The sequence below is a fragment of the Actinomadura darangshiensis genome (assembly GCF_004349235.1).
Taxonomy (GTDB): Bacteria; Actinomycetota; Actinomycetes; order Streptosporangiales; family Streptosporangiaceae; genus Spirillospora; species Spirillospora darangshiensis.
Window position 1 is genome coordinate 22119 of record NZ_SMKY01000040.1, and the last position, 23404, is coordinate 45522.

At 72.6% G+C, this 23404-nt stretch carries 22 protein-coding genes; 14 read left to right on the plus strand and 8 right to left on the minus strand.

Annotation, left to right across the window (positions count from 1 at the left end):
• Positions 1-33 precede the first annotated feature (33 nt).
• Entirely contained in the window at positions 34-2127 is a 2094-nt protein-coding gene (gene malQ / locus E1293_RS11980) for a 4-alpha-glucanotransferase (RefSeq protein WP_132196977.1), read from the plus strand.
• Here the strand turns inward: malQ and E1293_RS11985 are convergent.
• Positions 2108-3103, minus strand: a complete 996-nt coding sequence (locus tag E1293_RS11985; RefSeq protein ID WP_132196979.1) for a hypothetical protein — start codon at positions 3101-3103, stop codon at positions 2108-2110. The two genes, malQ and E1293_RS11985, sit on opposite strands and share 20 nt — an antisense overlap.
• Positions 3104-3172: 69 nt before the next feature.
• The gene (pepN, locus tag E1293_RS11990) at positions 3173-5707 is read right to left on the minus strand and encodes an aminopeptidase N (protein ID WP_132196981.1); all 2535 of its coding nucleotides are present in this window, start codon (positions 5705-5707) and stop codon (positions 3173-3175) included.
• A 168-nt stretch (positions 5708-5875) separates the two neighbouring features.
• Between pepN and E1293_RS11995 the strand changes: the two genes are divergently transcribed.
• The 8 genes from E1293_RS11995 to E1293_RS12025 all read left to right on the plus strand — a co-directional run bounded on the left by E1293_RS11995 (position 5876) and on the right by E1293_RS12025 (position 11870).
• Positions 5876-6490, plus strand: coding sequence for a mycothiol-dependent nitroreductase Rv2466c family protein (locus E1293_RS11995; protein WP_132196983.1), 615 nt, complete (start codon positions 5876-5878; stop codon positions 6488-6490).
• A 113-nt stretch (positions 6491-6603) separates the two neighbouring features.
• The gene (locus E1293_RS12000; protein ID WP_207938800.1) at positions 6604-7314 is read left to right on the plus strand and encodes an energy-coupling factor ABC transporter permease; all 711 of its coding nucleotides are present in this window, start codon (positions 6604-6606) and stop codon (positions 7312-7314) included.
• Positions 7315-7325: 11 nt separating this feature from the next.
• Positions 7326-7682, plus strand: coding sequence for a PDGLE domain-containing protein (locus E1293_RS48560; protein WP_207938801.1), 357 nt, complete (start codon positions 7326-7328; stop codon positions 7680-7682).
• Positions 7682-8446 (plus strand): cobalt ECF transporter T component CbiQ, encoded by a 765-nt coding sequence (gene cbiQ / locus E1293_RS12005; protein ID WP_132196985.1) that lies wholly within the window; start codon positions 7682-7684, stop codon positions 8444-8446. The genes E1293_RS48560 and cbiQ overlap by 1 nt, the downstream gene beginning before the upstream one ends.
• Positions 8443-9210 (plus strand): energy-coupling factor ABC transporter ATP-binding protein, encoded by a 768-nt coding sequence (locus E1293_RS12010; RefSeq protein WP_132196987.1) that lies wholly within the window; start codon positions 8443-8445, stop codon positions 9208-9210. Before cbiQ ends, E1293_RS12010 begins: the two co-directional genes overlap by 4 nt.
• 103 nt (positions 9211-9313) lie before the next feature.
• Positions 9314-10273 (plus strand): ATP-binding protein, encoded by a 960-nt coding sequence (locus tag E1293_RS12015; protein ID WP_207938802.1) that lies wholly within the window; start codon positions 9314-9316, stop codon positions 10271-10273.
• 45 nt (positions 10274-10318) lie between these two features.
• Positions 10319-11350, plus strand: coding sequence for a hypothetical protein (locus E1293_RS12020; RefSeq protein ID WP_132196991.1), 1032 nt, complete (start codon positions 10319-10321; stop codon positions 11348-11350).
• Positions 11351-11393: 43 nt separating this feature from the next.
• Positions 11394-11870 (plus strand): ribose-5-phosphate isomerase, encoded by a 477-nt coding sequence (locus tag E1293_RS12025; protein ID WP_132196993.1) that lies wholly within the window; start codon positions 11394-11396, stop codon positions 11868-11870.
• Between the two features lie 12 nt (positions 11871-11882).
• Here E1293_RS12025 and E1293_RS12030 read toward each other — a convergent pair whose 3' ends face one another.
• Positions 11883-12119 carry a hypothetical protein gene (locus tag E1293_RS12030; RefSeq protein WP_132196995.1) on the minus strand — a complete coding sequence of 79 codons (237 nt, stop codon included), beginning with the start codon at positions 12117-12119 and terminating at the stop codon, positions 11883-11885.
• 133 nt (positions 12120-12252) lie between these two features.
• Here E1293_RS12030 and E1293_RS12035 point away from each other — a divergent pair, with 133 nt between their 5' ends.
• Positions 12253-13371 carry a PP2C family protein-serine/threonine phosphatase gene (locus E1293_RS12035; protein ID WP_132196997.1) on the plus strand — a complete coding sequence of 373 codons (1119 nt, stop codon included), beginning with the start codon at positions 12253-12255 and terminating at the stop codon, positions 13369-13371.
• Positions 13372-13440: 69 nt separating this feature from the next.
• Here E1293_RS12035 and E1293_RS12045 read toward each other — a convergent pair whose 3' ends face one another.
• Positions 13441-14700, minus strand: coding sequence for a serine/threonine-protein kinase (locus tag E1293_RS12045; protein WP_165978175.1), 1260 nt, complete (start codon positions 14698-14700; stop codon positions 13441-13443).
• Between the two features lie 331 nt (positions 14701-15031).
• On the opposite strand from E1293_RS12045, the gene E1293_RS12050 reads away from it, so the two are divergent.
• Entirely contained in the window at positions 15032-16396 is a 1365-nt protein-coding gene (locus E1293_RS12050; RefSeq protein ID WP_132197001.1) for a sensor histidine kinase, read from the plus strand.
• On the opposite strand, the gene E1293_RS12055 is transcribed toward E1293_RS12050, so the two are convergent.
• Complete coding sequence (locus tag E1293_RS12055; protein WP_132197003.1) at positions 16393-17814, minus strand: amidase; 1422 nt, start codon at positions 17812-17814, stop codon at positions 16393-16395. The two genes, E1293_RS12050 and E1293_RS12055, sit on opposite strands and share 4 nt — an antisense overlap.
• A gap of 100 nt (positions 17815-17914) precedes the next feature.
• Between E1293_RS12055 and E1293_RS12060 the strand changes: the two genes are divergently transcribed.
• Both E1293_RS12060 and E1293_RS12065 read left to right on the plus strand, forming a co-directional pair.
• Positions 17915-19378, plus strand: coding sequence for a carboxyl transferase domain-containing protein (locus tag E1293_RS12060; RefSeq protein WP_132197005.1), 1464 nt, complete (start codon positions 17915-17917; stop codon positions 19376-19378).
• Entirely contained in the window at positions 19375-19989 is a 615-nt protein-coding gene (locus E1293_RS12065) for a class I SAM-dependent methyltransferase (protein ID WP_132197007.1), read from the plus strand. The genes E1293_RS12060 and E1293_RS12065 overlap by 4 nt, the downstream gene beginning before the upstream one ends.
• Before the next feature lie 7 nt (positions 19990-19996).
• Here E1293_RS12065 and E1293_RS12070 read toward each other — a convergent pair whose 3' ends face one another.
• From E1293_RS12070 to E1293_RS12080, 3 genes are all read right to left on the minus strand, one after another.
• Positions 19997-20197 carry a hypothetical protein gene (locus E1293_RS12070; protein ID WP_132197009.1) on the minus strand — a complete coding sequence of 67 codons (201 nt, stop codon included), beginning with the start codon at positions 20195-20197 and terminating at the stop codon, positions 19997-19999.
• A gap of 151 nt (positions 20198-20348) precedes the next feature.
• On the minus strand, positions 20349-20999 hold the full coding sequence (locus E1293_RS12075; protein WP_132197011.1) for a response regulator: 651 nt from the start codon (positions 20997-20999) through the stop codon (positions 20349-20351).
• Entirely contained in the window at positions 20996-22108 is a 1113-nt protein-coding gene (locus E1293_RS12080; protein ID WP_132197013.1) for a sensor histidine kinase, read from the minus strand. The genes E1293_RS12075 and E1293_RS12080 overlap by 4 nt, the downstream gene beginning before the upstream one ends.
• Before the next feature lie 134 nt (positions 22109-22242).
• On the opposite strand from E1293_RS12080, the gene E1293_RS12085 reads away from it, so the two are divergent.
• A complete protein-coding gene (locus E1293_RS12085) occupies positions 22243-23106 on the plus strand; it encodes a hypothetical protein (protein WP_132197015.1) in 864 nt (287 codons plus the stop codon).
• Positions 23107-23404 lie beyond the last annotated feature (298 nt).

Sequence of the window (23404 nt, forward strand, 5' to 3'; positions counted from 1 at the left end):
CGTGACGCCGCCCGCACCGGGCATGGTGCAGGCGTGGGTGACGACGAACTGACCAGGCTGGCGGGCCGCCACGGCGTCGCGACGCGGTACCAGGACTGGCGCGGGCGGGAGACGGCCGTCTCACCGGACACGCTCGTCGCCGTCCTGGCGGCGCTCGGAGTGGACGCCTCCACCCCGGGCACCGTCCAGGCGCAACTCGACCGTCACGAGGAACGCGCCCAGGGGCTGCCACCGGTTGTTGTTGTCCGCCAGGCGGCAGGCGAGACGACCGGCCGCGTCTTCGCGGCGCTCCGGCAGCACTTGGGCGGGGACGCCGAGGCGGACATCGAGGTCGGCGCGGGCGAGGTCCTGGCATCGCACGACCATCGCCCCGAGCCCGGCTTCGAACCGCTGGCCGGCCGCGCGGACGTCCCGTCCGGCTGGCACCGCCTGCGCGTGCATCGCGGGCCCCGGACGGAGTACGCGGAGCTGCTCGTGGCCCCGGCCGCGCTGCGTCCCCCGCCCAGGCTGTGGGGGCTGACGGCGCAGCTGTACTCGGTGCGGTCGAGCGCGTCCTGGGGGCTCGGCGACCTGCGCGACCTGGCGGATCTCGCGGCATGGGGCGGCACGGCGGCGGGCGCGGGCTTCGTCCTGGTCAACCCGCTGCACGCGACCGAGCCCGTCCCGCCGGTCGGGCCGTCCCCGTACTCGCCGATGAGCCGCCGCTTCCCCTCGCCGCTCTACCTGCGGATCGAGGACATGCCGGAGTACGCGGAGCTGCCCGCCGACGACCGGGAGCGGCTCGCGTCGCTCGCGGCCAAGCTCCGCGCGCAGGAAGGACTCCTGGACAGGGACGCCGTGTGGGCGGCCAAGCTGGAGGCCTTCGAGGTGATGTACCGCCACCGGCGCGAGCGCGACCCGGATTTCGAGGAGTTCCGCGGGCGCCAGCGGCGGGCGCTCGGGAGCTTCTCCCTGTGGTGTGCGATCAGCGAGGAGCAGGGCACCACGGACTGGCGGCGCTGGCCGTCCCACCTGCGGAACGCGCACGACCACGGCGTGGTGGACGCCGCCGGGTACTACCGCCGGGCGGACTTCCACGAATGGCTCCAGTGGCGGCTGGACGGGCAGTTGTCGGCCGCGCAGCGGGCGGCGCGGGACGCCGGGATGCCGGTCGGGATCGTCCACGACCTGGCGGTCGGGGTCCCGCACGGCAGCGCCGACACCTGGATGTACGGCTCCGCCTACGCGCCCGGGATGAGCGTCGGCGCGCCCCCGGACGAGTTCAACCAGCGCGGCCAGGACTGGGGCCAGCAGCCCTGGCGGCCCGGCGCGCTCGCCCTGGACGGCTACCGGCCGTTCCGCGAGATGGCGGCCGCCGCGCTCCGGCACGCCGGCGGCATCCGCCTGGACCACGCCATGCAGGTCTCGCGCCTCTGGTGGGTGCCGGAGGGCGCGTCCCCGGCCGACGGCACCTACGTCCGCTATGACCGGGACGCCCTGCTCGGCTGCCTGGCCTGGGAGGCCGAGCGGTTCGGCGCCGTGGTCGTCGGCGAGGACCTCGGCACCGTCGAGCCCGACGTCCGCGAGGCGCTGGCCGACCACGGCGTCCTCGGCACGTCCCTCCTCTGGTTCGAACGCGACGGTGCGGGACGCCCCAAACCCCCGGCGCAGTGGCGCGAGCTCTCCCTCGCCACCGTCGGCACCCACGACATGCCGCCGATCACCGGGTTCGTCCACGGCGACCACATCGACCTCCGCGACCGCCTCGACCTCCTCACCCGGCCGCGCGCCGACGAGGAGGACGACCACCGCCGCCAGCTGACCGGCTGGCTGGCCGTCCTCCACGAGGAGGACCTGCTCCCCGTCCCGCCCGGCCAGGTCATGCAGGCGCTGGCGGACGGCTCCACCGACTACGACGAGCAGATCGTGACCGCACTGCACGACTTCCTGACCCGCACCCCGGCCCGCCTCATCGGCATCTCCCTGGCCGACGCCGTCGGCGAACGCCGGACCCAGAACCAGCCCGGCACGACCGACGAATACCCCAACTGGCGCGTCCCCCTGGCCGACGCCGAGGGCCGTCCCGTCCTCCTGGACGACCTGAAGGCCCAGAACGCGCTCAACCTGTTCAGGCGAGCGTCGATGTGATCCGCTTCGTCACGTCGTGGAGCAGCGTGTCGGGGCGCAGGTCGGTCGCGGCGATCACCGAGAACAGCGCGGGCAGGCCCGGCAGCGGGTAGGAGCCGTCGGCGTCCGCCAGGGCCGACTTGCCCAGCGGATGGTGGGCGAGGGACTTGCGGGCCCGCGTCCAGGCCGTCTGGACCTCCTCCGGGGACGGCACCCCGAAGCCGTGCCCGACCGGCGCAGCGTGCCGCAGCTTCACCAGGGCGCTGTCACTGAAGTCGGCGGCGAGCCTGCAGCGGTCGCGGAGATCGGCGCGGACGAGGCCGTCCAGGCGGGTCACGACCGTGCAGGGGGTGCGGCAGCGGGCGGCGCAGTCGCCGAGGGCGGACGCGACCTGGCTGTGCTGCCGGTCGAGGTAGGCGCGCCAGCCGGGCGCCGGCTCCTTGGCGACCCGCAGGGTCCGCTCGCAGGCGGACCGCTCCGGGCGGGTGTGGTCGCACATGCGGGCCGTACCGGGCTCGACGGGGACGCCGAAGCGGCTGCCCTCGCCGCCCACCGCCGCCGCGATCAGCGCCGGGTCGCCCGGGTGCCCGAGGACGGGCTCCCACGCGAGCATCGGCAGGTACTCGCTGGCGATGTGGACGGCGGCGACGAGCGCGGCCATGTCCCGCCGGTGCCAGCGGATCGCGATGACCTCCAGCAGGAGGGAGTAGGCGGGCCGCAGGCTGGCGAGCGCCCCGCGGGGACGTTCCCGGGGCGCCTGCGGCATGCGGCTGGCCCGCGCCCGGTCCAGCAGGTCCGGCGGGACCTCCCCGACGTCCTCGGGCATGCCGAAGTCCTCGGCGTCGAGGTCGAGGACGCGCTGCCCGAACGCGCACAGCGCGGCGACCGCGGTGGCCCGGCCGTCCGCGGCCAGGGTGCCCTGCGTGATCAGCGCCTCCAGGTCACCGAACGCGTACCGCCGCGCCAGTGCCGTCAGAACGTCCCGAGCCGTCTCCACGCCGTCCCCTCCCCGTGACCATGCAACGATCGCACGGTCACGGGGCCTGTGGACAGTGTCAGGACAGGGTCAGGACGCCGTGGCGTCCTTCGCGCGGGCGCGCAGGGCCCGCGCGACGCCGTCGCGTCCCTCCGACAGCAGCCGGGTGAGCGCCGCGGGCGGCTTCTCGTCGGCGATGTACGCCTCGGTGCGGTCGATCGTGGACTGCTCGATCACCAGGAAGGGGTAGGCGACCTCGGCGAACGTCTGGGACATGTCGCTGGTCCACTCCTTCCATACGCGTCCGATCTCGGCGAAGTACCGGTCGACGTAGGGCAGGAGCAGGTCGGGGCGGTCGGGGTCGACGAAGCCGCCCAGCGTCGCCCGGTAGACCGCGTTGGGGAGATCGCCGGCGACGACCCGCTCCCACGCGCTCGCCTTCGCGCCGGCCGACGGGACCGCGGCCTTGCAGGCGGCGGCGTGCCGCTCGCCGGCGGCCGTCCTGTCCCGCTCGTGCTCGGCGTCGATCTCGGCCTCGGCCGCCTTGCCGGTGACGACGAGGCGGCGCAGCAGCGACCAGCGCAGGTCGGTGTCGACCGTGAGGCCGTCGAGGACCTGCGAGCCGTCCAGGAGGCCCTGCACGAACGCCAGGTGCTCGTCGCTGACGGCGGACGCGGTGAACGCCTGCGTGTAGGCCAGCTGGAGGTCCGAGCCGGGCTCGGCCTCGCGGGCCAGTTCCGCGAGGGTGTCCGCAAGCAGGGCCAGGCCCTCCTTGCGCCAGGCCGGGTCCGCGTACTGCTGGACGGCGGTGCGCGCCTGCCGCAGCAGCGTCTGCGTGACCGAGATGTCGGTGACGCCGCGGATGCCCTTCGCGACGAGCCGGACGTAGTCGCGGGTCGCCATCTCGGCGTCCCGCGTCATGTCCCACGCCGCCGACCAGCACAGGGCGCGCGGCAGGCTGTCCTTGACCTCGCCGATGTGCTCGATCAGCGTCGTCAGCGAGTGCTCGTCGAGCCGGACCTTGGCGTAGGTGAGGTCGTCGTCGTTGACCAGCACGAGGTCGGGCCGCTTCTTGCCGACGAGCTGCGGAACCTCGGTGCGGGCGCCGACCACGTCCAGCTCGACCCGCTCACGCCGGACGAGCCCGTCCCCCGTCCGGTCGTACAGCCCGATCGCGAGACGGTGCGAACGCAGCGTCGGGTAGTCGGCCTTGGCCTCCTGCCGGACCGCGAACGACGTGAAGTCGCCGTTGCCGTCCACCTCGTACTCCGGGCGCATCGTGTTGACGCCGGCGGTCTCCAGCCACTCCTTCGACCACGACGCCAGGTCGCGGCCGGACCGCTCCTCCAGCGCGCCCAGCAGGTCCGTGAGGACGGTGTTTCCCCACGCGTGCTGGTCGAAGTAGGCCCGCACGCCCTCAAGGAAGTTGTCGAGGCCGACATAGGCCACGAGCTGCTTCAGGACGGACGCGCCCTTCGCGTAGGTGATCCCGTCGAAGTTCACCTCCACCGCGCGGATGTCGGGGATGTCGGCGGAGATCGGGTGCGTCGACGGGAGCTGGTCCTGCCGGTACGCCCACGCCTTCTCCAGGTTCGCGAACGTCGTCCACGAGCCCTTCCACTTGGTGGCCTGCTCCTGGCACAGGACGCTCATGTACGTGGCGAACGACTCGTTCAGCCACAGGTCGTCCCACCAGCGCATGGTGACGAGGTCGCCGAACCACATGTGCGCCATCTCGTGCAGGATCGTCTCGGCGCGCCGCTCGTAGGACGCGTCCGTGACCCGCGACCGGAAGACGTAGTCCTCCAGGAACGTCACCGCGCCCGCGTTCTCCATCGCGCCCGCGTTGAACTCGGGGACGAACAGCTGGTCGTACTTGGAGAACGGGTACGGGCGGCCGAAGACCTTCTCGAAGTAGCCGAACCCCTGCCGCGTCACGTCCACGATGGCGGGGGCGTCGAGGTGCTCGGCGAGGGACGCCCGGCAGTACACGCCGAGCGGGATGACGGTGCCGTCCTCGCGGCGGTACTCGTCCCGGACCACGTGGTACGGCCCGGCGATGAGCGCGGTGATGTAGGTGGAGATCTGCGGCGTCGGCGGGAAGTGCCAGGTGCCGCCCTTGGCGGACTCGGCCGCCTCGTTGGTGACGACCTCCCAGTCCTCCGGCGCCTTCACCGTCAGCTCGAAGGCCGCCTTCAGGTCGGGCTGGTCGAAGCAGGTGTACATGCGGTGCGCGTCGGCCGTCTCGAACTGCGAGTACAGGTACACGCCGCCGTCGACCGGGTCCACGAACCGGTGCAGGCCCTCACCCGACCGCGAGTACTCGCAGTCGGCCACGACACGGAGTTCGTTCTCCGCGGCCACGCCCGGCAGCGGGACCCGGCCCTTCTCCGCGTCGTAGGACGCCGCGTCCAGGGCCTTCCCGTTCAGCGTCACCTCCCGGACGACCGCGCCGTGCAGGTCGATGAAGGTGTCCGCACCGGCCTCGGCGCTCGCGAACCTGACAACGGTGGTGGAACCGAACCGCTCCTCACCGGTCGTGAGATCGAGGTCGACCGTGTACGACTCGACGGTGAGCAGCCTGGCCCGTTCCCGCGCCTCGTCGCGCGTGAGGTTGCCTGCCACATGAACTCCTTGGTCGGCTTAATCGCTTGGTGCCCCCATGTCTACCAACCGGACGCCGCCGCGGTCCGCCCCGGCACGGCCTTCGGTCGCCTCGCGCCGCCGGGAATCGGGACGGGCACGCCCCGGTTGTCGATTCAGTAACCCGTGTTCCATGCGCTAGGAGACGACATGTCCAAGGACGCCCCGACCCCGGTGGACTTCTGGTTCGACCCGCTGTGCCCCTGGGCGTGGATCACCTCCCGCTGGATCCTCGAGGTCGAGAAGCTGCGCCCGATCGAGGTGCGCTGGCACGTGATGAGCCTCTCCGTCCTCAACGAGGACAAGGACGTCCCCGAGGAGTACCGCAAGGGGCTCGCCGAAGCCTGGGGCCCGGTCCGCGTGTGCATCGCCGCCGAGCAGAAGTACGGCTCCGAGGTGCTCGCACGCCTCTACACCGAGCTCGGCACCCGCCGCCACCACGACCGCCGCAAGTTCGACCGGGAGTTCTTCGAGGAGGCGCTGACCGCCGCGGGCCTCGACCCGGCCCTCGCCGACGCCGCCGGCTCCACCGACTACGACACCGCCCTGCGGGCCTCCCACAAGGACGGCATCGACCGCGTCGGCCAGGAGGTCGGCACCCCGGTGATCGAGGTCGAGGGGCACGCCTTCTTCGGCCCGGTCGTCACCCCGATCCCGCGCGGCGAAGCCGCCGCCAAACTCTGGGACGGCGTCCTCGCGGTGGCCTCCACCGACGGATTCTTCGAGCTCAAGCGCACGAGGACCCGCGACCCGATCTTCGACTGACCGGGGCAGGAAGAGGTATCGCACCGGGTAGGTAGTTGCGACATAGTTGCAACTACTTGCCTTGCGCCGTCAAACTGGCCCTATCGCTTGGAACGGGTAGGACGGTGAGGGACGTGCACGTACCGGACGGATTCATCGATGCGCCGGTGTCGATCGCGGCGGGCGCGGTCGCGGTGGCCGGGGTCGGGATCGCGCTGCGCGGCGCCCGGCGGGAGCTGGACGACCGCACCGCGCCGCTGGCCGGGCTGACCGCCGCGTTCGTGTTCGCCGCGCAGATGCTCAACTTCCCGGTCGCGTCCGGGACGAGCGGGCACCTGCTCGGCGGGACGCTCGCCGCGATTCTCGTCGGGCCATATACCGGCATCTTGTGCGTCTCTGTCGTCCTCCTGATGCAGGCCCTTCTGTTCGCTGACGGTGGCCTGACCGCGCTGGGTGTCAACGTCACAACGATGGCGCTCACCACCGTCGTGGTCGGGTACGGGTTGTTCCGGTTGCTGCTGCGGGTGCTGCCCAAGACCCGGGCGTCGGTGTCGGGGGCGTCGTTCGTGGCGGCCGTCGTCTCGGTCCCGGCCGCGGCCGTCGTGTTCACGCTGATCTACGCGCTCGGCGGGACGGCGGACGTCTCGATCGGCAAGGTCGCCGCCGCCATGATCGGCGTGCACGTGCTCATCGGGATCGGCGAGGCCCTCATCACCGCCGTGACCGTGTCGAGCGTGCTCGCCGTCCGGCCGGACCTCGTGTACGGGGCGCGCGGGCTGCTGAAGCCACTGGAACTGCGCAAGGCCGAGCAGAACACCGCCGAACCGCGGCCGTCGCGGGCCTGAGAGGAGACACGATGACCAGCAAGCGCTTCTTCGCCGGGTTCCTGCTCGTGTCGCTCATCCTGGCCGGGGTCGTCAGCTACTACGCCAGCTCCAACCCGGACGGCCTGGAGAAGGTCGCGTCCGACAAGGGCATCAGCGCCAAGGAGAAAAACCACTCGCTCAAGGACTCGCCGTTCGGCGACTACGGCGTCAAGGGGATCGACAACGCGCGGCTGTCCGGCGGGCTGTCCGGGCTGATCGGCGTCGGCGTCGTCCTGCTCGTCGGCGGGGGACTGTTCTGGGGCGTCCGGCGGCGCGGCTCCGCCGGCGCGGACCCGGCTGCGGAGCAGGACGAGAAGGTGCCGTCCGAGACGTCCCGGAAGGCCTGATGGGCGCGGGCCACGCGCACCGGCTCTACCTGCCGGGCGCCTCTCCGGTGCACCGGCTGCCGCCGCAGTGCAAGCTCGTCGCGGTCCTTGCGTTCGTGCTCCTGGTCGTCGCCACGCCGCGCGAGCGGATCTGGGCGTTCGGCGTGTACGCGCTGCTGCTCGCGGCCGTCACCGCGGCGGCCCGCGTCCCGTTCGGGACGGTCGCCCGGCGGATCGTCATCGAGGTGCCGTTCGTCGCGTTCGCGTTCCTGATGCCGTTCGTCGCGAACGGCGAGAAGATCACCGTGCTGGGGCTGCGGCTGAGCGAGAGCGGGCTGTGGGGCGCCTGGAACATCCTCGCCAAGGGCACCCTCGGCGTCGTCGCGTCGATCCTGCTGGCCGCGACCACCGAGCCGCGGCTGCTGCTGCTCGGCATCGAGCGGCTGAAGATGCCGCAGCTCATCACGCAGATCGCCACGTTCATGCTGCGGTACGGCGACGTCGTCACGGCCGAGCTGGGACGGATGAGGGTGGCGCGGGCGTCCCGCGGGTTCGAGGCGCGCGACATCCGCGCGACTGGCGTGCTCGCCAAGTCGGTCGGGGCGCTGTTCCTGCGGTCGTACGAGCGGGGCGAGCGGGTCCACCTGGCCATGCTGAGCCGCGGCTACGACGGGCGCATGCCCGTCATGCACGACGTGGGCGCGACCGGCGTCCAGTGGGCGGTGGCCGCCGCGCTGCCCGCGGCCGCCGCGCTCGTCGTGCTGGCTGCTTGGATGGCGCCATGACCCCGTCCCCAAAAGTGCCGTCTCTCGAAGTGCAGGGCTTGGCCTACGCCTATCCCGACGGCACGCAGGCGCTCTACGGCGTCGACCTGACGATCGGGCGCGGGGAGCGCGTCGCCCTGCTCGGGCCGAACGGCGCCGGGAAGACCACGCTCGTCCTGCACCTGAACGGCATCCTGCACGGCGGGCTGGGCGAGGTCAGGGTCGGCGGCCTCGCGGTCGACCCGAAGGACAAGAAGGCGCTGCGGGAGATCCGCCGCCGCGTCGGCATCGTGTTCCAGGATCCCGACGACCAGCTGTTCATGCCGACCGTCCGCGAGGACGTCGCGTTCGGTCCCGCCAACCTCGGCCTGCGCGGGGCCGAGCTGGACCGCCGGGTGCGCGACGCGCTCGCCCGCGTCGGCATGCTGGACGTCGCCGACCGCCCGCCGCAGCACCTCAGCTTCGGGCAGCGCCGCCGCGTCGCCGTCGCCACCGTGCTGGCGATGGAGCCGGAGATCCTCGTGCTGGACGAGCCGTCCTCCAACCTGGACCCGGCCAGCCGCCGCGAGCTGGCCGAGATCCTGCTGAGCCTGGACGTGACGGTCCTGATGGTCACGCACGACCTCCCGTACGCGGCCGAGCTGTGCCCGCGGTCGGTCATCCTGTCGGGCGGCGTCATCACGGCCGACCGTCCCACCCGCGACCTCCTCATGGACGCGGACCTGCTCGCCGCGCACCGGCTGGAGCTCCCCTTCGGCTTCGACCCGGCCGCCGCCGTTTCCTGATTCGCGGCCTGTTCGGCCGTTCCGCTTGCCTCGCCCGGCCCGCTCCGCAAGACTCGATGCCCTGACACTGGTAACGGTTTTCATATCCGAAATGAGGGCTTTCGTGAAGGTTGCGTTCGTCGGCAAGGGCGGCAGCGGCAAGACCACCCTGTCGTCGCTGTTCGTCCGGCACCTGGCCGGGCGCGGGCTGCCGGTGGTGGCCATCGACGCCGACATCAACCAGCACCTCGGCGTCGCGCTCGGCCTCGACGACGCCCGCGCCGCCAAGATCCCCGCGCTCGGCGACCGGCTCACCGAGCTCAAGGAGCACCTGCGCGGCGCCAACCCCCGGATCTCCTCGGCGTCCGCGATGGCCAAGACCACCCCGCCGGGCGCCGGCTCGCGGCTGCTGCGCTTCCGCGGCGACGACCCCTTCCACGAGGCGGGCCAGGAGGTCGACGGCGTCACGCTGCTCGCCACCGGCCCGTTCAACGACGACGACCTGGGCGTGGCCTGCTACCACTCCAAGACCGGCGCGGTCGAGCTGTACCTCAACCACCTCGTGGACGGCCCCGGCGAGTACGTCGTCGTCGACATGACCGCCGGCGCCGACACGTTCGCGTCCGGGCTCTTCACGCGGTTCGACCTGATGTTCCTGGTCGCCGAGCCCACCCGCAAGGGCGTCGGCGTCTACCGGCAGTACACCGAGTACGCCCGCGACTACGACGTCGCCATCCGCGTCGTCGGCAACAAGGTGCAGTCCGAGGAGGACGTCGCCTACCTGCGCGAGCACGTCGGCGACGACCTGCTGACCTGGCTCGGCCAGTCCGCCGCCGTCCGGGCGCTGGAGCAGGGCCGGCACGGCGCCGTGCTGGAGGACGGCAACGCCGCCGCCCTCGACCGCATGCGCGCCGAGGTGGACGGGCGCGTCAAGGACTGGGACCGGTTCCAGCGGCAGGCCGTCGAGTTCCACGTCAAGAACGCGCGCGCCTGGGCCAGCCGGGCGGCGGGGGAGGACCTCGAAGCGCAGGTCGACCTTGACTTCCACTTCCCCGGCGCGGCGGACGCCGCCTACTCCGGGTAGCGCAGGACCTACCGGCGGAGACGAATCGGCACTACTCTGCCCGCCATGACGATGCGGCGGATGCTCGCGATGACGGGCGGCGCGGTGGTTCCCCTGGCGGTCCTCGCCGTGCTCTTCGGCAACCAATGGGTCATCGACGCGATCCAGAAGAGCGGGTTCTCGCTCAGCGACGGCATCGGCCCGCTGGTGTCGTGGCTGTTCCTGCTCGCCTGGCGGTTCACGCCGCGTGGCGGAATGGAATGGAAGTTCGTCCTGTCGGACGACTTGAGCCTGCTGGTGTTCTTCGTGGTCCTGATCCTGCTCGTCGTGGCCGGCGCCCGGCTGGCGGACCCGAGCCGCTCCCCGTTCGGCGCGGTCATCACGGGCTGGTGGGCCACGGTCGTCGCGGGCGGCGTGTCCGGGCTGGTGGCCGGCCCCCTGACGTACTGGGCGCTCGACCTGCCCGGCGGGCTGAGCCGGACCACCTTCTCCACGATCGCCCAGGGGGCGTCCTTCGGCCTGGCGTTCGGCTGGATCGCGGGGCTGGGCGCACTGGGCGGCCTCATGGTCACCCGTCCTCGCGAGGGCGGCCCGCAGTCCCAGCCCTTCGGGCAGCCGCAGCCGTACGCGGCGCAGCAGCGGGGCATGCCGATGCAGCAGCAGCCCTACCCGCAGCAGATGCCCCAGCAACAGCAGATGCAGCAGCCCTACCAGCAGCAGCCCATGCAGCAGCACCCGTCGGCCGTCCCTTACGTGCCGCCGCAGGGGCAGCCGCAGCAGCCCGGGTGGGGCGCCGCACCCGTCCCGCAGCAGCCGGGACAGCCGCAGCAGCCGGGGCAACCGCAGCAGCCGGGACAGCCGGCGCAGTTCGGGGCGCCGCCCGTCCCGCAGCAGCCGTCCGCGCCGCCGCAGGAGCAGCCCGCCACCGCCCCGCCCTGGGAGCAGGACGAGCCTCCGAAGGACGAGGCCACCGAGGACGACGCCGACGACGCCGAGGACGCCCCCGAGGACGAGCCGCAGGACACCCCCGAGGACGACGACCTCGATCTCGCCGACCGGACGATCATCGACCGCAAGCGGGACGGCGACGACACCTGACCCACGCGCGCGCACGCTCCCGGGGCCTGCGAGAATCGGGCGCATGCGCGTGTTTCTTGGATCCGACCATGCCGGCTTCGAGCTGAAGGAGCACCTGGTCTCCTGGCTGAAGGAGAACGGGCATGAGGCCGTCGACTGCGGCGCGTTCGAGTACGACGCCGTCGACGACTACCCGCCGTTCGTCCTGCGTGCGGCGCGGCGCACGGCGGCGGAGCCGGGCACCCTCGGCATCGTGATCGGCGGCTCCGGCAACGGCGAGGCGATCGCGGCGAACAAGGTCCGGGGCGTGCGGGCCGCCCTGGTCTGGAACGAGGACACCGCCACGCTCGCCCGCGAGCACAACGACGCGAACGTCATCGCGATCGGGGCGCGCCAGCACGACCTCGGAACCGCGACCCGGTTCGTGGAGCTGTTCGTCCAGACGTCCTACTCCAAGGAGCCGCGCCACACCCGCCGGATCCAGATGCTCAGCGACTACGAGAGCACCGGAGAGCTGCCCCCGCTGCCGGGCGAGGGCTGAGCCCGGCCCGGCCTAGAGGCCGTTCTCCGGGGGTTTGCGGGCGCCGCCGCGCTTGCCGAGGCGGCGCCGTTCGTTCTTGGCGGCCCTGGTCCGCTTGGCGGGCTCGCCGGGTTTGCCGGCCCCCTGGCCGGGCGCCTGGCCCGCTGCCGGGGCGGCGGCGGGAGGCTCCTCGCCGCCGGGCCGCGGACGCGAGATGTCCCTGGCCCGCATCGCCGCGTTCACCGTGATCCGCATGCCCGGCTGAACCATGGACCGCTCCTCTCCGCACCTGTCGCCAAAGCCACCCTTACCCGGATATCACGTGACAGGACCGTCGCGGACCGTCACCGGTGCCCGCAGATACTGACCGGCCGGGGGCATTGCTCGATACAGTGCCCGAGTCATGCTTCAACGACTGGTGCAGCTTCTTCCACCGCGGGTGCGCGCCGTGCTGCGCAGGATCCCGATCCTCGTGGTGCTCTACCGCTGGCTCCGGCGCGGCAAGCTGACCAGGGAGCGCTACGTCTTCGCCGCGCTGGCGGTCGTGGCGATCGTGATCGGGCTCGCCACCACCAGCGAGTCGCGCGGGCTGGCGCCGTCCGGCGCGCTGGTGCTGATCGTGGTGGGCGGCGGGCTGCTGCTGAAGGTGCGGAGCCTGCTCGCGCTGCTCGGCGTCGTGGTCGCGATCGCGGCCTACAACGCGTGGAAGGACGTCGCCGCGATCGGTCCCGGCATGATCGCCACGCTGACGATCACCGCGGTGCTCGCGCTCACCCTCGCCCGCACGCGCCAGCAGCTCGGCGTGCAGGGGCTGCGGGGCGACTCGATGCTGCTGGAGCTGCGCGACCGGCTGCGGCGGCACGGCGAGATGCCCGAGCTGCCGGACGGCTGGGGCACGCAGGTCGTCATGCTCCAGGCCGGCGGGTCGTCGTTCGGCGGCGACTTCGTGGTGTCGGCGTCCGACGGCGAGAACCTGGAGGTCGCGCTGGTCGACGTCTCCGGGAAGGGCACCGACGCCGGGACACGGGCGCTGATGCTGTCCGGCGCGTTCGGCGGGCTTCTTGGATCGGTCCAGCCCGACCACTTCCTGCCCGCGTGCAACGTCTACCTGCAGCGCCAGCGGTGGGACGAGGGGTTCGTCACTGCGGTGCACGTCACGGTCGACCTGGAGACGGGCGAGTACACGGTCGAGTCGGCGGGGCATCCGCCGGCCGTCCAGTTCGACGCGGGCCGCGGCGCCTGGCAGGTCGGCTCCGCCAAGGGCGTGGTCCTCGGGGTGGTGCCCGACCTGAACTGCGTCCCCGAGCGGGGGAAGCTGCGCCCCGGCGACGCGCTGCTCCTCTACACCGACGGGCTGGTGGAGCAGCCGGGCAGCGACCTCGACGCGGGCATCGACCGGCTGCTCGGCGAGGCGGAGCGGCTCGTCCCGCAGGGCTTCGGCACCGGCGCCCGCGAACTGGTGGAGACGATGGCCGCGACCCGCGACGACGACTGCGCCCTCGTCCTCATCTGGCGCACCTGAGCGACCCGCACCTGAACGACCCGCACCTGAACGACCCGCACCTGAACGACCCGCTCCTGGGCGACCTGCTCAGTTCCGCTTGTGCTTGCCCTTCTGCTTGCCGTGCTTGGTCTTGTGGTGCTTCGGTTTGTGCGTCTTCGGCGGCGGCCGCTTCACCGACCCCGGGGTGATGGCGCCCGCCTTCTTCGTCGGGGTGGCGGACGCGGTCGGCGTCGCCGGCGGGGCGGTCCCGCCGGGCGTGGACGGATGGTCGCTCTTGCCGTGCGCGAGCCCGGCGATGATCGCGCCGATCAGGATGGTCCCCGCGGCGGCGCCGGCGCCCGCGAGCAGCCGGGTGCGCGTGGACGACCTGCTGCGGGCCATGCCGAGGGGCGTGAACGCCTTGGTGTCGGTCCCCTCGCGGTCGGCGAGCTCCCGCCGGTACGGCGCCGAGGGCGGCGGTGTCGAGGGGGTGGGCGGTTCGTGCGGGGACGCCGCGGCGGCCGGTACGGGGTGCGCCGACGCCCATCCGCCGCCGTCCGGCTGGGGCTGCTCGACGAGGGCCAGTAGCAGGTCGGACGCCGTCGGACGCTCCGCCGGGTTCTTCGCCAGCGCCCACCGTACGGCCTGGACGAGCGGTTCCGGCAGCCCGGACAGGTCGGGGTCCCCGGTGCGGAGCGTCGCCGGGTCGCCGCCGATCGGCATCCGTCCCGTCCCGGCGTGGGCGATGAGGCAGCCCCACGCGAAGACGTCGGCGGCCGGGGTCGCGGGGCCGCCCACGAGCACCTCGGGCGCCATCCAGCCGGGCGTGCCGAGGACCTGCCCGGTCGCGGCGGTCACGCCCTGCGAGTCCTGGCTGCGCGCGATGCCGAAGTCGATGACGCGGCAGCCGGACAGCGTGAGCATCACGTTGGCGGGCTTCAGGTCGCGGTGCACGAGCCCGGCCGCGTGGATCGCGGCGAGCGCGGACGCGACGCCGACGGCGACGCCGTGCAGGTCGGCGGGCGGCAGCGGACCGTCGTCGGCGAGCCGGTCGTGCAGCGAGATGCCGCCGACGTAGTCGGTGACGAGGTAGGGGCGGCCGTCCTCCTCGCCGTGCGCGAGGACCCGCGCCGTGCAGAACGACGCGACCCGGCTGGCGAGGTACGCCTCGTCCTGGAAGCGCCGCCGGTAGGAGGGGTCGCCGGCGAGGTGCGGATGGATGGTCTTCACCGCGACGCGCCCCCCGGACACCGGGTCGGCGCCGAGGTAGACCGTCCCCATGCCGCCGGATCCGAGCCTGCCGAGGAGCGTGTGCCCGGCGACCTCGCGCGGGTCGGCGGGTTCCAGCGGCCGGATGTCTGCGTCCATGCGTCGTTCCAGGTCTCCCAGCTCTCTCTCCAGTCCGTCCATCCCCGTTCAATGGAAGATTATGGCGGGTTCGCCGAGGAAGTGCGGAAACGTGATCGTCACGCCGATGTAGCGCCGCGTGCATCGGGGCCGTGCACAGTGGACGGTGCGGTGTCCGTGCGGGCGGCTCCCCAGGGGTGGGAGGTGCCGCTCGCGCGGTCATCGACCCGTATGCGGTGATGTTTCGCAGGGCAATGCGGAGGTAACAACCAGTTCTGCGCTCACCCCCCGGCGCTGGGACGCGGCGCGGCTCCGGCCGCCGCGTGCGAGCCGGAAGGGGGAGGGGCGCCGGGTGCGCAGACTCGGGGACCTGCTGTCGCCGTCGTGCTGGTCGGTACGGACCCGCGTGACCGCCGCCGCGACCCTGATCGTCGCCCTGATGCTCGTCGCAGGCGTCGTGATCTTCTACCAGGTCGTCAGCAGGACCGTCTACCAGGGGCTGCACGACCGCGGCGGTTTCGTCGCCGCGGATCTGGCCACGCTCGTCCGGGAGACCGACCCGCGCGGCACGCTGCACGTCCAGGATCCCGACTTCACCCTGCTCCAGGTGCTGGACGCCGACGGCGACGTGCTCGCGGCGAGCGAGTCGCTGCACGGCCGCGGCCCGCTGCGGGTGCCGGCTCCGGGGCGGCCCGGCCCGACCGGCTACCACACCGAATCGATGCGGGGGTTCGGCAAGGTCTACTTCGTCACCAAGCGGGTGCAGACACCGCAGGGGGTCCGGAAGGTCTGCGTGGGTGCGCCGATCACGACGTTCACCCGCTACCGGGGGCTGTTCATCGGCCTGCTCGTGGGATCGGTCCTCATCGCCGCGTCCGCGGTCGCCTGGATCGTGTCGCTGTCGGTGCGGCGGGCGCTGCGGCCGGTGCGGGTGATGAGCGCCGAGCTGGCGGACATCACCGGCGGCGGCACCGACCGGCTGGTGACCGTCCCCGACCCGGTCGACGAGGTGTCGGAGCTGGCCGAGTCGGTGAACGTGACGCTGAACCGGCTGGAGGACGTGCTCCGGCGGCAGCGCGCGTTCGTCGCGGACGTCTCGCACGAGCTGCGGAGCCCGCTGACCGGGCTGCGGGCCCAGCTGGAGGTGGCGCTGGAGCACCCGGAGGACGAGGACTGGCCGGCGGTCGCGCGGGCGGCCCTCGCGGACGCCGACCGGCTGCAGGGCATCGTCGGGGACCTGCTGATCCTGGCGAAGCTGGGCGCGGGCGTGCACGTCCCGCGGGAGCGGGTCGACCTCGGCGAGCTGGTGCGGACGGAGGCCGGCCGGCGGCCGCGCCGGATCCCGATGGAGATCGCGGCGGACGCGGGCGTCATCGCCCATGTCACCCCGCACCACCTGGTCAGGCTGCTGACGAACCTGCTCGACAACGCCGAGCGGCACGCGAAGTCGCGGGTCTGGGTGCGGGTGGCCGCGGCCGGACCGGACGCCGTGCTGGAGGTCCGCGACGACGGCGCCGGCATCGCGCCCGAGGACCGCGAGCGGATCTTCTGGCGGTTCCAGCGCCTCGCCGAGGGCCGCGACCGCGACCACAGCGGCACCGGCCTCGGGCTGACGATCTCCCGCGACATCGCCCGCGCGCACGGCGGCACGCTCGTCGCCGCCGACAGCGACCAGGGCGCCCGGTTCGTCCTGCGCATCCCCCGCGACGGGCTCTAACCCGCGGCGAGCGGCGGGCGGCGCGCCGCGTGCCGGGTCGCCTGCTCGAACGCGTGCCCGAGCTGCAGGACGGCGAGGTCGGCGTGGTGCGGGCCGACGATCTGCAGCCCGACCGGCAGCCCGTCCGAGGTGAAGCCCGCGGGTACCGACAGCGCGGGGCACCCGGTCGCCGAGATGAGGAAGCAGGACCGCATCCATTCCAGGTAGTCGCGCATCGGCTGCCCGGCGACCTCGTCCGGGTACTCGATCCCGGCGTCGAACGGCGGCACCTGGCTGACCGGCAGGAGGAGCGCGTCGTAGCGTCCGAAGAACTCGCGAACCCGGTGGAACAGCGCCGTGTGCAGCGTCTCGGCGCGTCCGAGGTCGGCGCCGGTGAGGTGGCGGCCCGCGTCGATGTTCTCGGCGAGGGACGGCTTGAAGTCGGCGCGGCGCTCGTCCAGCAGGGGGCGCAGGGTGATGTCCCAGTGCCAGGCCCGCAGGGTGCGGAACACCTCGTCCGCGCCGGTCAGGTCGGGGGCGGCCTCCTCGACCGTGCAGCCCAGCTCCTCGAACGCCTTGGCGGCGGGTTCGAGGACGCCGGTGACGGCCGGGTCGACGGGGATCGTCCCGCCGAGGTCGGGGGACCAGGCGACGCGGAGCCCGGCGAGGTCCCGGTCGAGCGGCGCCGCGAACGCCGAGCCGGGCGTGTCCAGCGCGATCGGGCTGCGCGGGTCGGGCCCGGCGAGCACCGACAGGAGCAGCGCGACGTCCGCGACCTCGCGGGCCATCGGGCCCTGCACGCCCATCGTCGACCAGCCCGCGAGCACCGGCCAGGACGGCACCCGCCCCGGCGACGGGCGGAACCCGGCGACGTTGCAGAACGACGCGGGGTTGCGCAGCGAGCCGCCCATGTCGCTGCCGTCGGCGAGGGGATGCATGCCGCAGGCCAGCGCGGCGGCCGCGCCGCCGCTGCTGCCGCCCGCCGACCGCGACGGGTCGTAGGGGTTGCGGGTGACGCCGAAGAGCGGGTTGAACGTGTGCGACCCGGCGGCGAACTCCGGCGTGTTCGTCTTGCCGAGCGACACGGCCCCGGCGCCGCGCATGCGCTCGACGACCAGCTCGTCGGTGTCCGGGACGTGGTCGGCGAAGATCGGCGAGCCGGACGTGGTGCGGATGCCGGCCGTGGCGTGCGTGTCCTTGTGCGCGACCGGCAGCCCGTGCAGCGGACCTGGGACCGCCCCGGCCGCGAGCCGCTCGTCGGCGTCGCGCGCCTGCTCCATGGCCCGTTCGGCGACCAGCGTCACGATGGCGTTGACCTGCGGGTTCGTCCGTTCGATCTGGTCGAGATGGGCTTGCACGACCTCGCGCGCCGACAGTTCGCGGGCGCGGACGCGGCGCGCCAGCTCGCGGGCGGACGCGAAGCAGATCTCCTCGGACACGTGGCCTCTCCTTCTGCCGGGTCCTCCCAGTGTCCACCCCGGATGCCGGATCGGCCCGCCGTGAGGTCATGATGCAAGGGAGACCGTCGGAAGGGGGCCCGTGGCAGAACGTGCCGGGGCGCGCGAGCTGCTGCGCCGCGTGCTGGACGAGGGCGCCTGGACGTCCTGGGACACCCCGCCCGCCGAAGAGGCGTCCCCGTACGGGAAGGTCCTCGCCGCCGCCCGCGAGCGCAGCGGCTGCGACGAGGCCGTCCTGACGGGGGAGGGGCTGCTGCGGGGCCGCCGGGTCGCGTTCGTCGTGTCGGAGTTCCGCTTCCTCGCCGGCTCGATCGGCCTCGCCACCGCCGACCGGATCGTCGCGTCCGTCGAGCGCGCCACCGCCGAGGGCCTGCCGCTGCTCGCCGCGCCCTGCTCGGGCGGCACCCGGATGCAGGAGGGCACGGCCGCGTTCGTCCAGATGGCCCGGATCACCGCCGCCGTCGTGGCGCACCGCGCCGCCGGGCTGCCCTACCTCGTCTACCTGCGGCATCCCACGACGGGCGGGGTCTTCGCGTCGTGGGGGTCGCTCGGCCACGTGACGGCCGCCGAGCCGGGCGCGCTGATCGGGTTCCTCGGCCCGCGCGTGTACGAGGGCCTGCACGGGGAGCCGTTCCCGCCGGGTGTGCAGGTCGCCGAGAACCTCGCGGCCAAGGGCCTGCTGGACGCCGTGGTGGGCATCGACGACCTCGCCGAGGTGGCGTCCCGCGTGCTGCGCGTCCTCTGCGGCAGGCCGCCGGCGGCCCCCATGGCGCTGCCGGAGAGCGTTCAGCCGGACGGGACGGCGTGGGACTCGATCACCCGGTCGCGCCGCCCCGGCCGTCCGGGCGTCCGCGACCTGCTCCGCCACGGCGCCGCGGACGTGACGCCCCTGTCCGGGACCGGCGAGGGCGAGGCCGACCCGGGCCTGCTGCTCGCCCTGGCCCGGTTCGGCTCGGCCCCGTGCGTCGTGGTCGGCCAGGACCGGCGCAGCCAGCGCACCGGCCACCCGCTCGGCCCGGCCGGGCTGCGCGTCGCGCGGCGCGGGATGCGGCTGGCCGCCGGCCTGGGCCTGCCGCTGGTGACCGTGGTCGACACGCCCGGCGCCGTCCTGTCGGCGGAGGCGGAGGAGGGCGGGCTCGCCGGTGAGATCGCCCGCTGCCTGGCCGACCTGATCACGCTGCCGGCGCCGACGCTCTGCCTGCTGCTCGGCGAGGGGACGGGCGGCGCCGCCCTGGCGTTGCTGCCCGCCGACCGCGTCCTGGTCGCCCGGCACGCCTGGCTGTCTCCGCTGCCGCCCGAGGGCGCCTCGCTGATCGTCCACCGGACGCCCGACCGGGCCGGCGAGATGGCGGAGGCGCAGGGCGTCCGGTCGGCCGACCTGCTGCGCGACGGCCTCGCGGACGTGCTCGTCGACGAGTTCCCGGACGCGGCGGACGAGCCCGAGGCGTTCTGCCGCCGCGCCACCGCCGCCGTCGAGATGGGGCTTTCCGGCCTGCGGCCCACCGGCCCGGCCGCCCGCCAGGCCCGCTACCGTCGGACCCCATGACCGACACCGCCACCCGGACGGCCTACGACGCCGTCGCCACCCTCTACGCCGACATGTTCCGCGACGTGCTCGACGGCCTCCCCCTCGACCGCGGCATGATCACCGGCTTCGCGGAACTGGTCCCGCCCGGACCGGTCGCCGACCTCGGCTGCGGCCCCGGGCACCTGACGGCGGTGCTGCACTCCCTCGGCCTGGACGCGTCCGGCCTCGACCTGTCGCCCGCGATGATCGCCCGGGCCCGCGCGGACCACCCGCACCTCCGCTTCGACGAGGGCACCATGACCGCCCTCGACGTCCCGGACGGCGGCCTGGCCGGCATCCTCGCCTGGTACTCGTTCATCCACATGGAGCCGGCGGACCTCCCGGCCGTCCTCGCCGAGTTCCACCGCGTCCTGGCGCCCGGCGGCCACCTGCTGCTGGCGTTCCAGTCGACCGACGGAACCGAGACGGAGGCGTTCGACCACAAGGTCGCCCTCGCCTACCGCTGGCCGATCGACGCCCTCGCCGACCTGACCCGCCGGGCGGGCCTCACCGAAGTCGCCCGCTTCCTGCGCCGTCCGACCGAGATCGAACGGTTCCCGGCCGGGAACCTGCTCGTCCGCAAACCCTGAGCGGGGGCTAGAAGCGGACCTGGTCTTCCTGCCACTCGGGCGGCACGGTACCGATGCGCTGGCGCTCCCAGGGGCGCCGGCGGCGGAGCCGGCGCCGCCCGCGGTGGCCGCGGGGGAAGAACGAGGCGAACACCGCGACCGCCGCCGCACCGGCCAGCGCCGCGAGGAAGCAGCCGAGGAATCTGGCGACCCGGCATTCTCTGATCATCGTGAGATCCGGGAGGGCCCTGGACGAACCGGCCGTGTTGTCCGCCATAGCGATCGCTTTCCTGTCCTGTGGTGTCTCCTCGCTCACTCGCGGCACAGTTTGTCACAACTGTCCCTACCCACGCCTTGCAACGATCCCTCAACAGTCCGTTTCACACGGATTCATGGTTGATGTCGAGAAGGCCGGCTCGATGGGCGAGAATGGCGGCCTGCACGCGGTTGGTGAGCGACAGCTTCGTCAGAATGCGGCTGACGTGCGTCTTCGCGGTCGCCTCACTCATGTGCAGTGCGGCGGCGATGTCGGCGTTGGACATACCGCTGCCGACCGCCACGAGAACGTCGCGCTCCTTGGCGGTCAGTACTTCCAGCTTCGCCTCGGCGCCGGAACGTCCGTCGTCCGCGAAGTCCCTGAGCAGGCGGCGGGTCACCTTGGGCGACAGCATCGCGTCCCCGCGGGCCGCGCTGCGGACGGCGGCCAGCATCTCCTGCGCGTCCGCGTCCTTCAACAGGAACCCGACCGCGCCGTGGCGGAGCGCCGTCCGGACATATTCGTCCAGGTCGAAGGTGGTGAGGACCACGACGCGGTGTGCTCCCGCCAGCCGCTCCGTCGCGGTCAGGCCGTCGGCACGGGGCATGCGGATGTCCATGAGGACGACGTCCGGACGATGCGCCGCGGCCTCCCGGACGGCCTCGTTCCCGTCGGCCGCCTCGCCGACGACCGTGATGTCGGGCGCCGTCTCCATGATGGTGCGGAGCATCGCGCGCACCATCCACTCGTCGTCCACGATCAGGACGCGGATCACAGCGGCACCTCGGCGATCACGGAGTACCCGCCTTCGGGGGTCGCCCCCGCGGTCAGCTCCCCGCCCAGCAGCCTGACCCTCTCGGCGATGCCGAGGAGCCCGTGCCCTCCACTCGGCAGACCGGCCGCGGGCTCGCGGGCCCGCCCGTTCGTCACCGAAAGCCGCAGGACCTTCGCCGTTCGCTGGACGATGACGGCGCACTCGGCGTCCCCGGCATGCTTGTGGACGTTCGTCAGCGCCTCCTGGACGACCCGGTAAACGGCATGCCCGACCAGTGCCGGTGCGGGCGCTTCGGACTCGTCCACCCGCAGCGTGACGTCCATCCCGGTTCGCCGTGACTCCTCTACGAGGTCGGCCAGATCGGCGAGACCGGGCTGCGGTTTGAGCGGCGCGTCGTCCGTCCGCAGCACATCCACCAGCGAACGCAACTCGCTCAGCGCCTCGCGCCCGATCGTCCCGATCCGCTTCCCGATCGCGGTCGCGTCCCGTCCCTCGGACGCTTCGAGTGCCGTGGCGTGAAGCACCATCAGTGAGACCCGGTGCGTGACGACGTCGTGCATGTCCTGCGCAATCTGCGCGCGCTCGTCGCTACGAGCCCGCAGCACCCGTTCCCGCTGCTCCCGCTCGGCGCGCTCAGCCCGCTCCCGCATGCCCGCGATCAGCTCCCGATGCGCGCCGACATAAAGACCGAGCAGCGCCGGCGCCAGACAGATCGCCGCCGTCAGCGGCACGGCGGCGTCCGCCCCACCGAGCCGCCATATCGGAAAGCCGACCACCACACCGGCGACCATCGTCGCGACCGCCGCCGCCTGCCGCGACCGGCTCCGCTCCGCGAACGTGTACTGCGCGAGGACGACGGCGACGAACGCGTCCACCGTCACCCACGCGACGAGCGCGAGCACGAGCAGCACCACTGGCCGCCGCCGCCGGTGCCAAACGGCCGCCCCCACAAGAAGGCCGAGCGGCACGGAGAACCACAACGGCGGATCCCACCCGAGCAAGGCGATGTCCTGGTCGCCGATCGACCGGCCCGCGCCAAGGTCACCGGACGCCGCGCTCGCGGCGACGGAGAGTGCCAGGACCGCGTCCAGGATCGTCGCGGGTCTCATGAACGTCCACGCTAACCGCGCCACGACCAGTGGTCATCCATAGAAAGTTGTAGGCCGCATCCCTCGTCCGCCGTCTTTGGAAAACGAAGATCGGCCGATGTGCCGGACACGCGCCGGCGACAACGCTGAACCACATGCCCAGAACGACCAAAGGCCTGCAACTCGCCTTCGCCGTCTTCTCCCTCGTGGCGGCCGCACTGCTGTGGATGCGCAGTGAGACGTCCTACCCGCTTATCAAGACATCAGCCGCGTATGGCTACGTCCTGGCCGCGGCATTCACGCTGGCCGCCGCGAAAGTGGAGGTTCGCCGCACGCTGATCATCTTTCATGTCCTCTTCGTCCCGGCCCAGTTCGTCTTCTGCTTCGGCGGCGGCCCTGAACAACTGCTGGGGATGCTCTTCTCCACGGTGATCGCCGTACGAATGCGCCCCCGCTTCCCGCGTTTGGGCCGCCGCGCACGTCGCGTCTGGCTGACCCTCCACGTGGGCATCAGCGTCGGCTGGCTGGGCCTCTCCCTAGCGATGACGACCCTCGCGATCGCAGGCGCCACCGCGTCAGACCACGCCGTCCGCCACGGCGCCTACGAGCTGATGCACATCTTCGACCTGACCATCGTGATCCCGAGCATGGCCCTGGCGATCATCACCGGCCTGGTCGTCTCCCTGGGCACCCCATGGGGCCTGATCAAACACTGGTGGGTGCTGCTCAAACTCGTGATCGCCCTGCTCATCCCGGTGATAGCCACAATTCAGAGCACCTGGATCGAGGAACTCCAAACCCGTACCACCGACCCCACCGCCGACCCAGGCGGCACGGGCCTGACCCTCGTCCTCTGCATGCTCCTCTACGCGACCCTGCTGTGGACGGCGGTAATCCTCTCCATCTTCAAACCAGCAGGAAAAACCCCCTGGGCCAAACCGACCCCGAAGCCGACACCGAAGCCGACACCGAAGCCGACACCGAAGCCGACACCGAAGCCGACACCGCCCGTCCAGTGACCGTATTCGGGGAGGTCGCGGCCGGTGATTCGGGAGTGTCTGAAAGTCTGTGGGTGAGGTGGTGATCAGCTTTCAGTTCAGGGTGATGCGGTCACCGTAGTGCAGGGACAGTGCGTTCAGCGCTGCCTTCCAGCCGGGGGTTTTGCCGGTGACGTTGGGTCTGGCTTTCAGTGAACCCATTTCATCCCTGTGGCGGCAGTCCGCTGGTCACAGCATGATCGCAATGCGTCGGTTGGTGGCCTGACGTAGAGAGACCCCTGGTAGACGGGTTGATCACCACAATCACGTCGCCTGAACC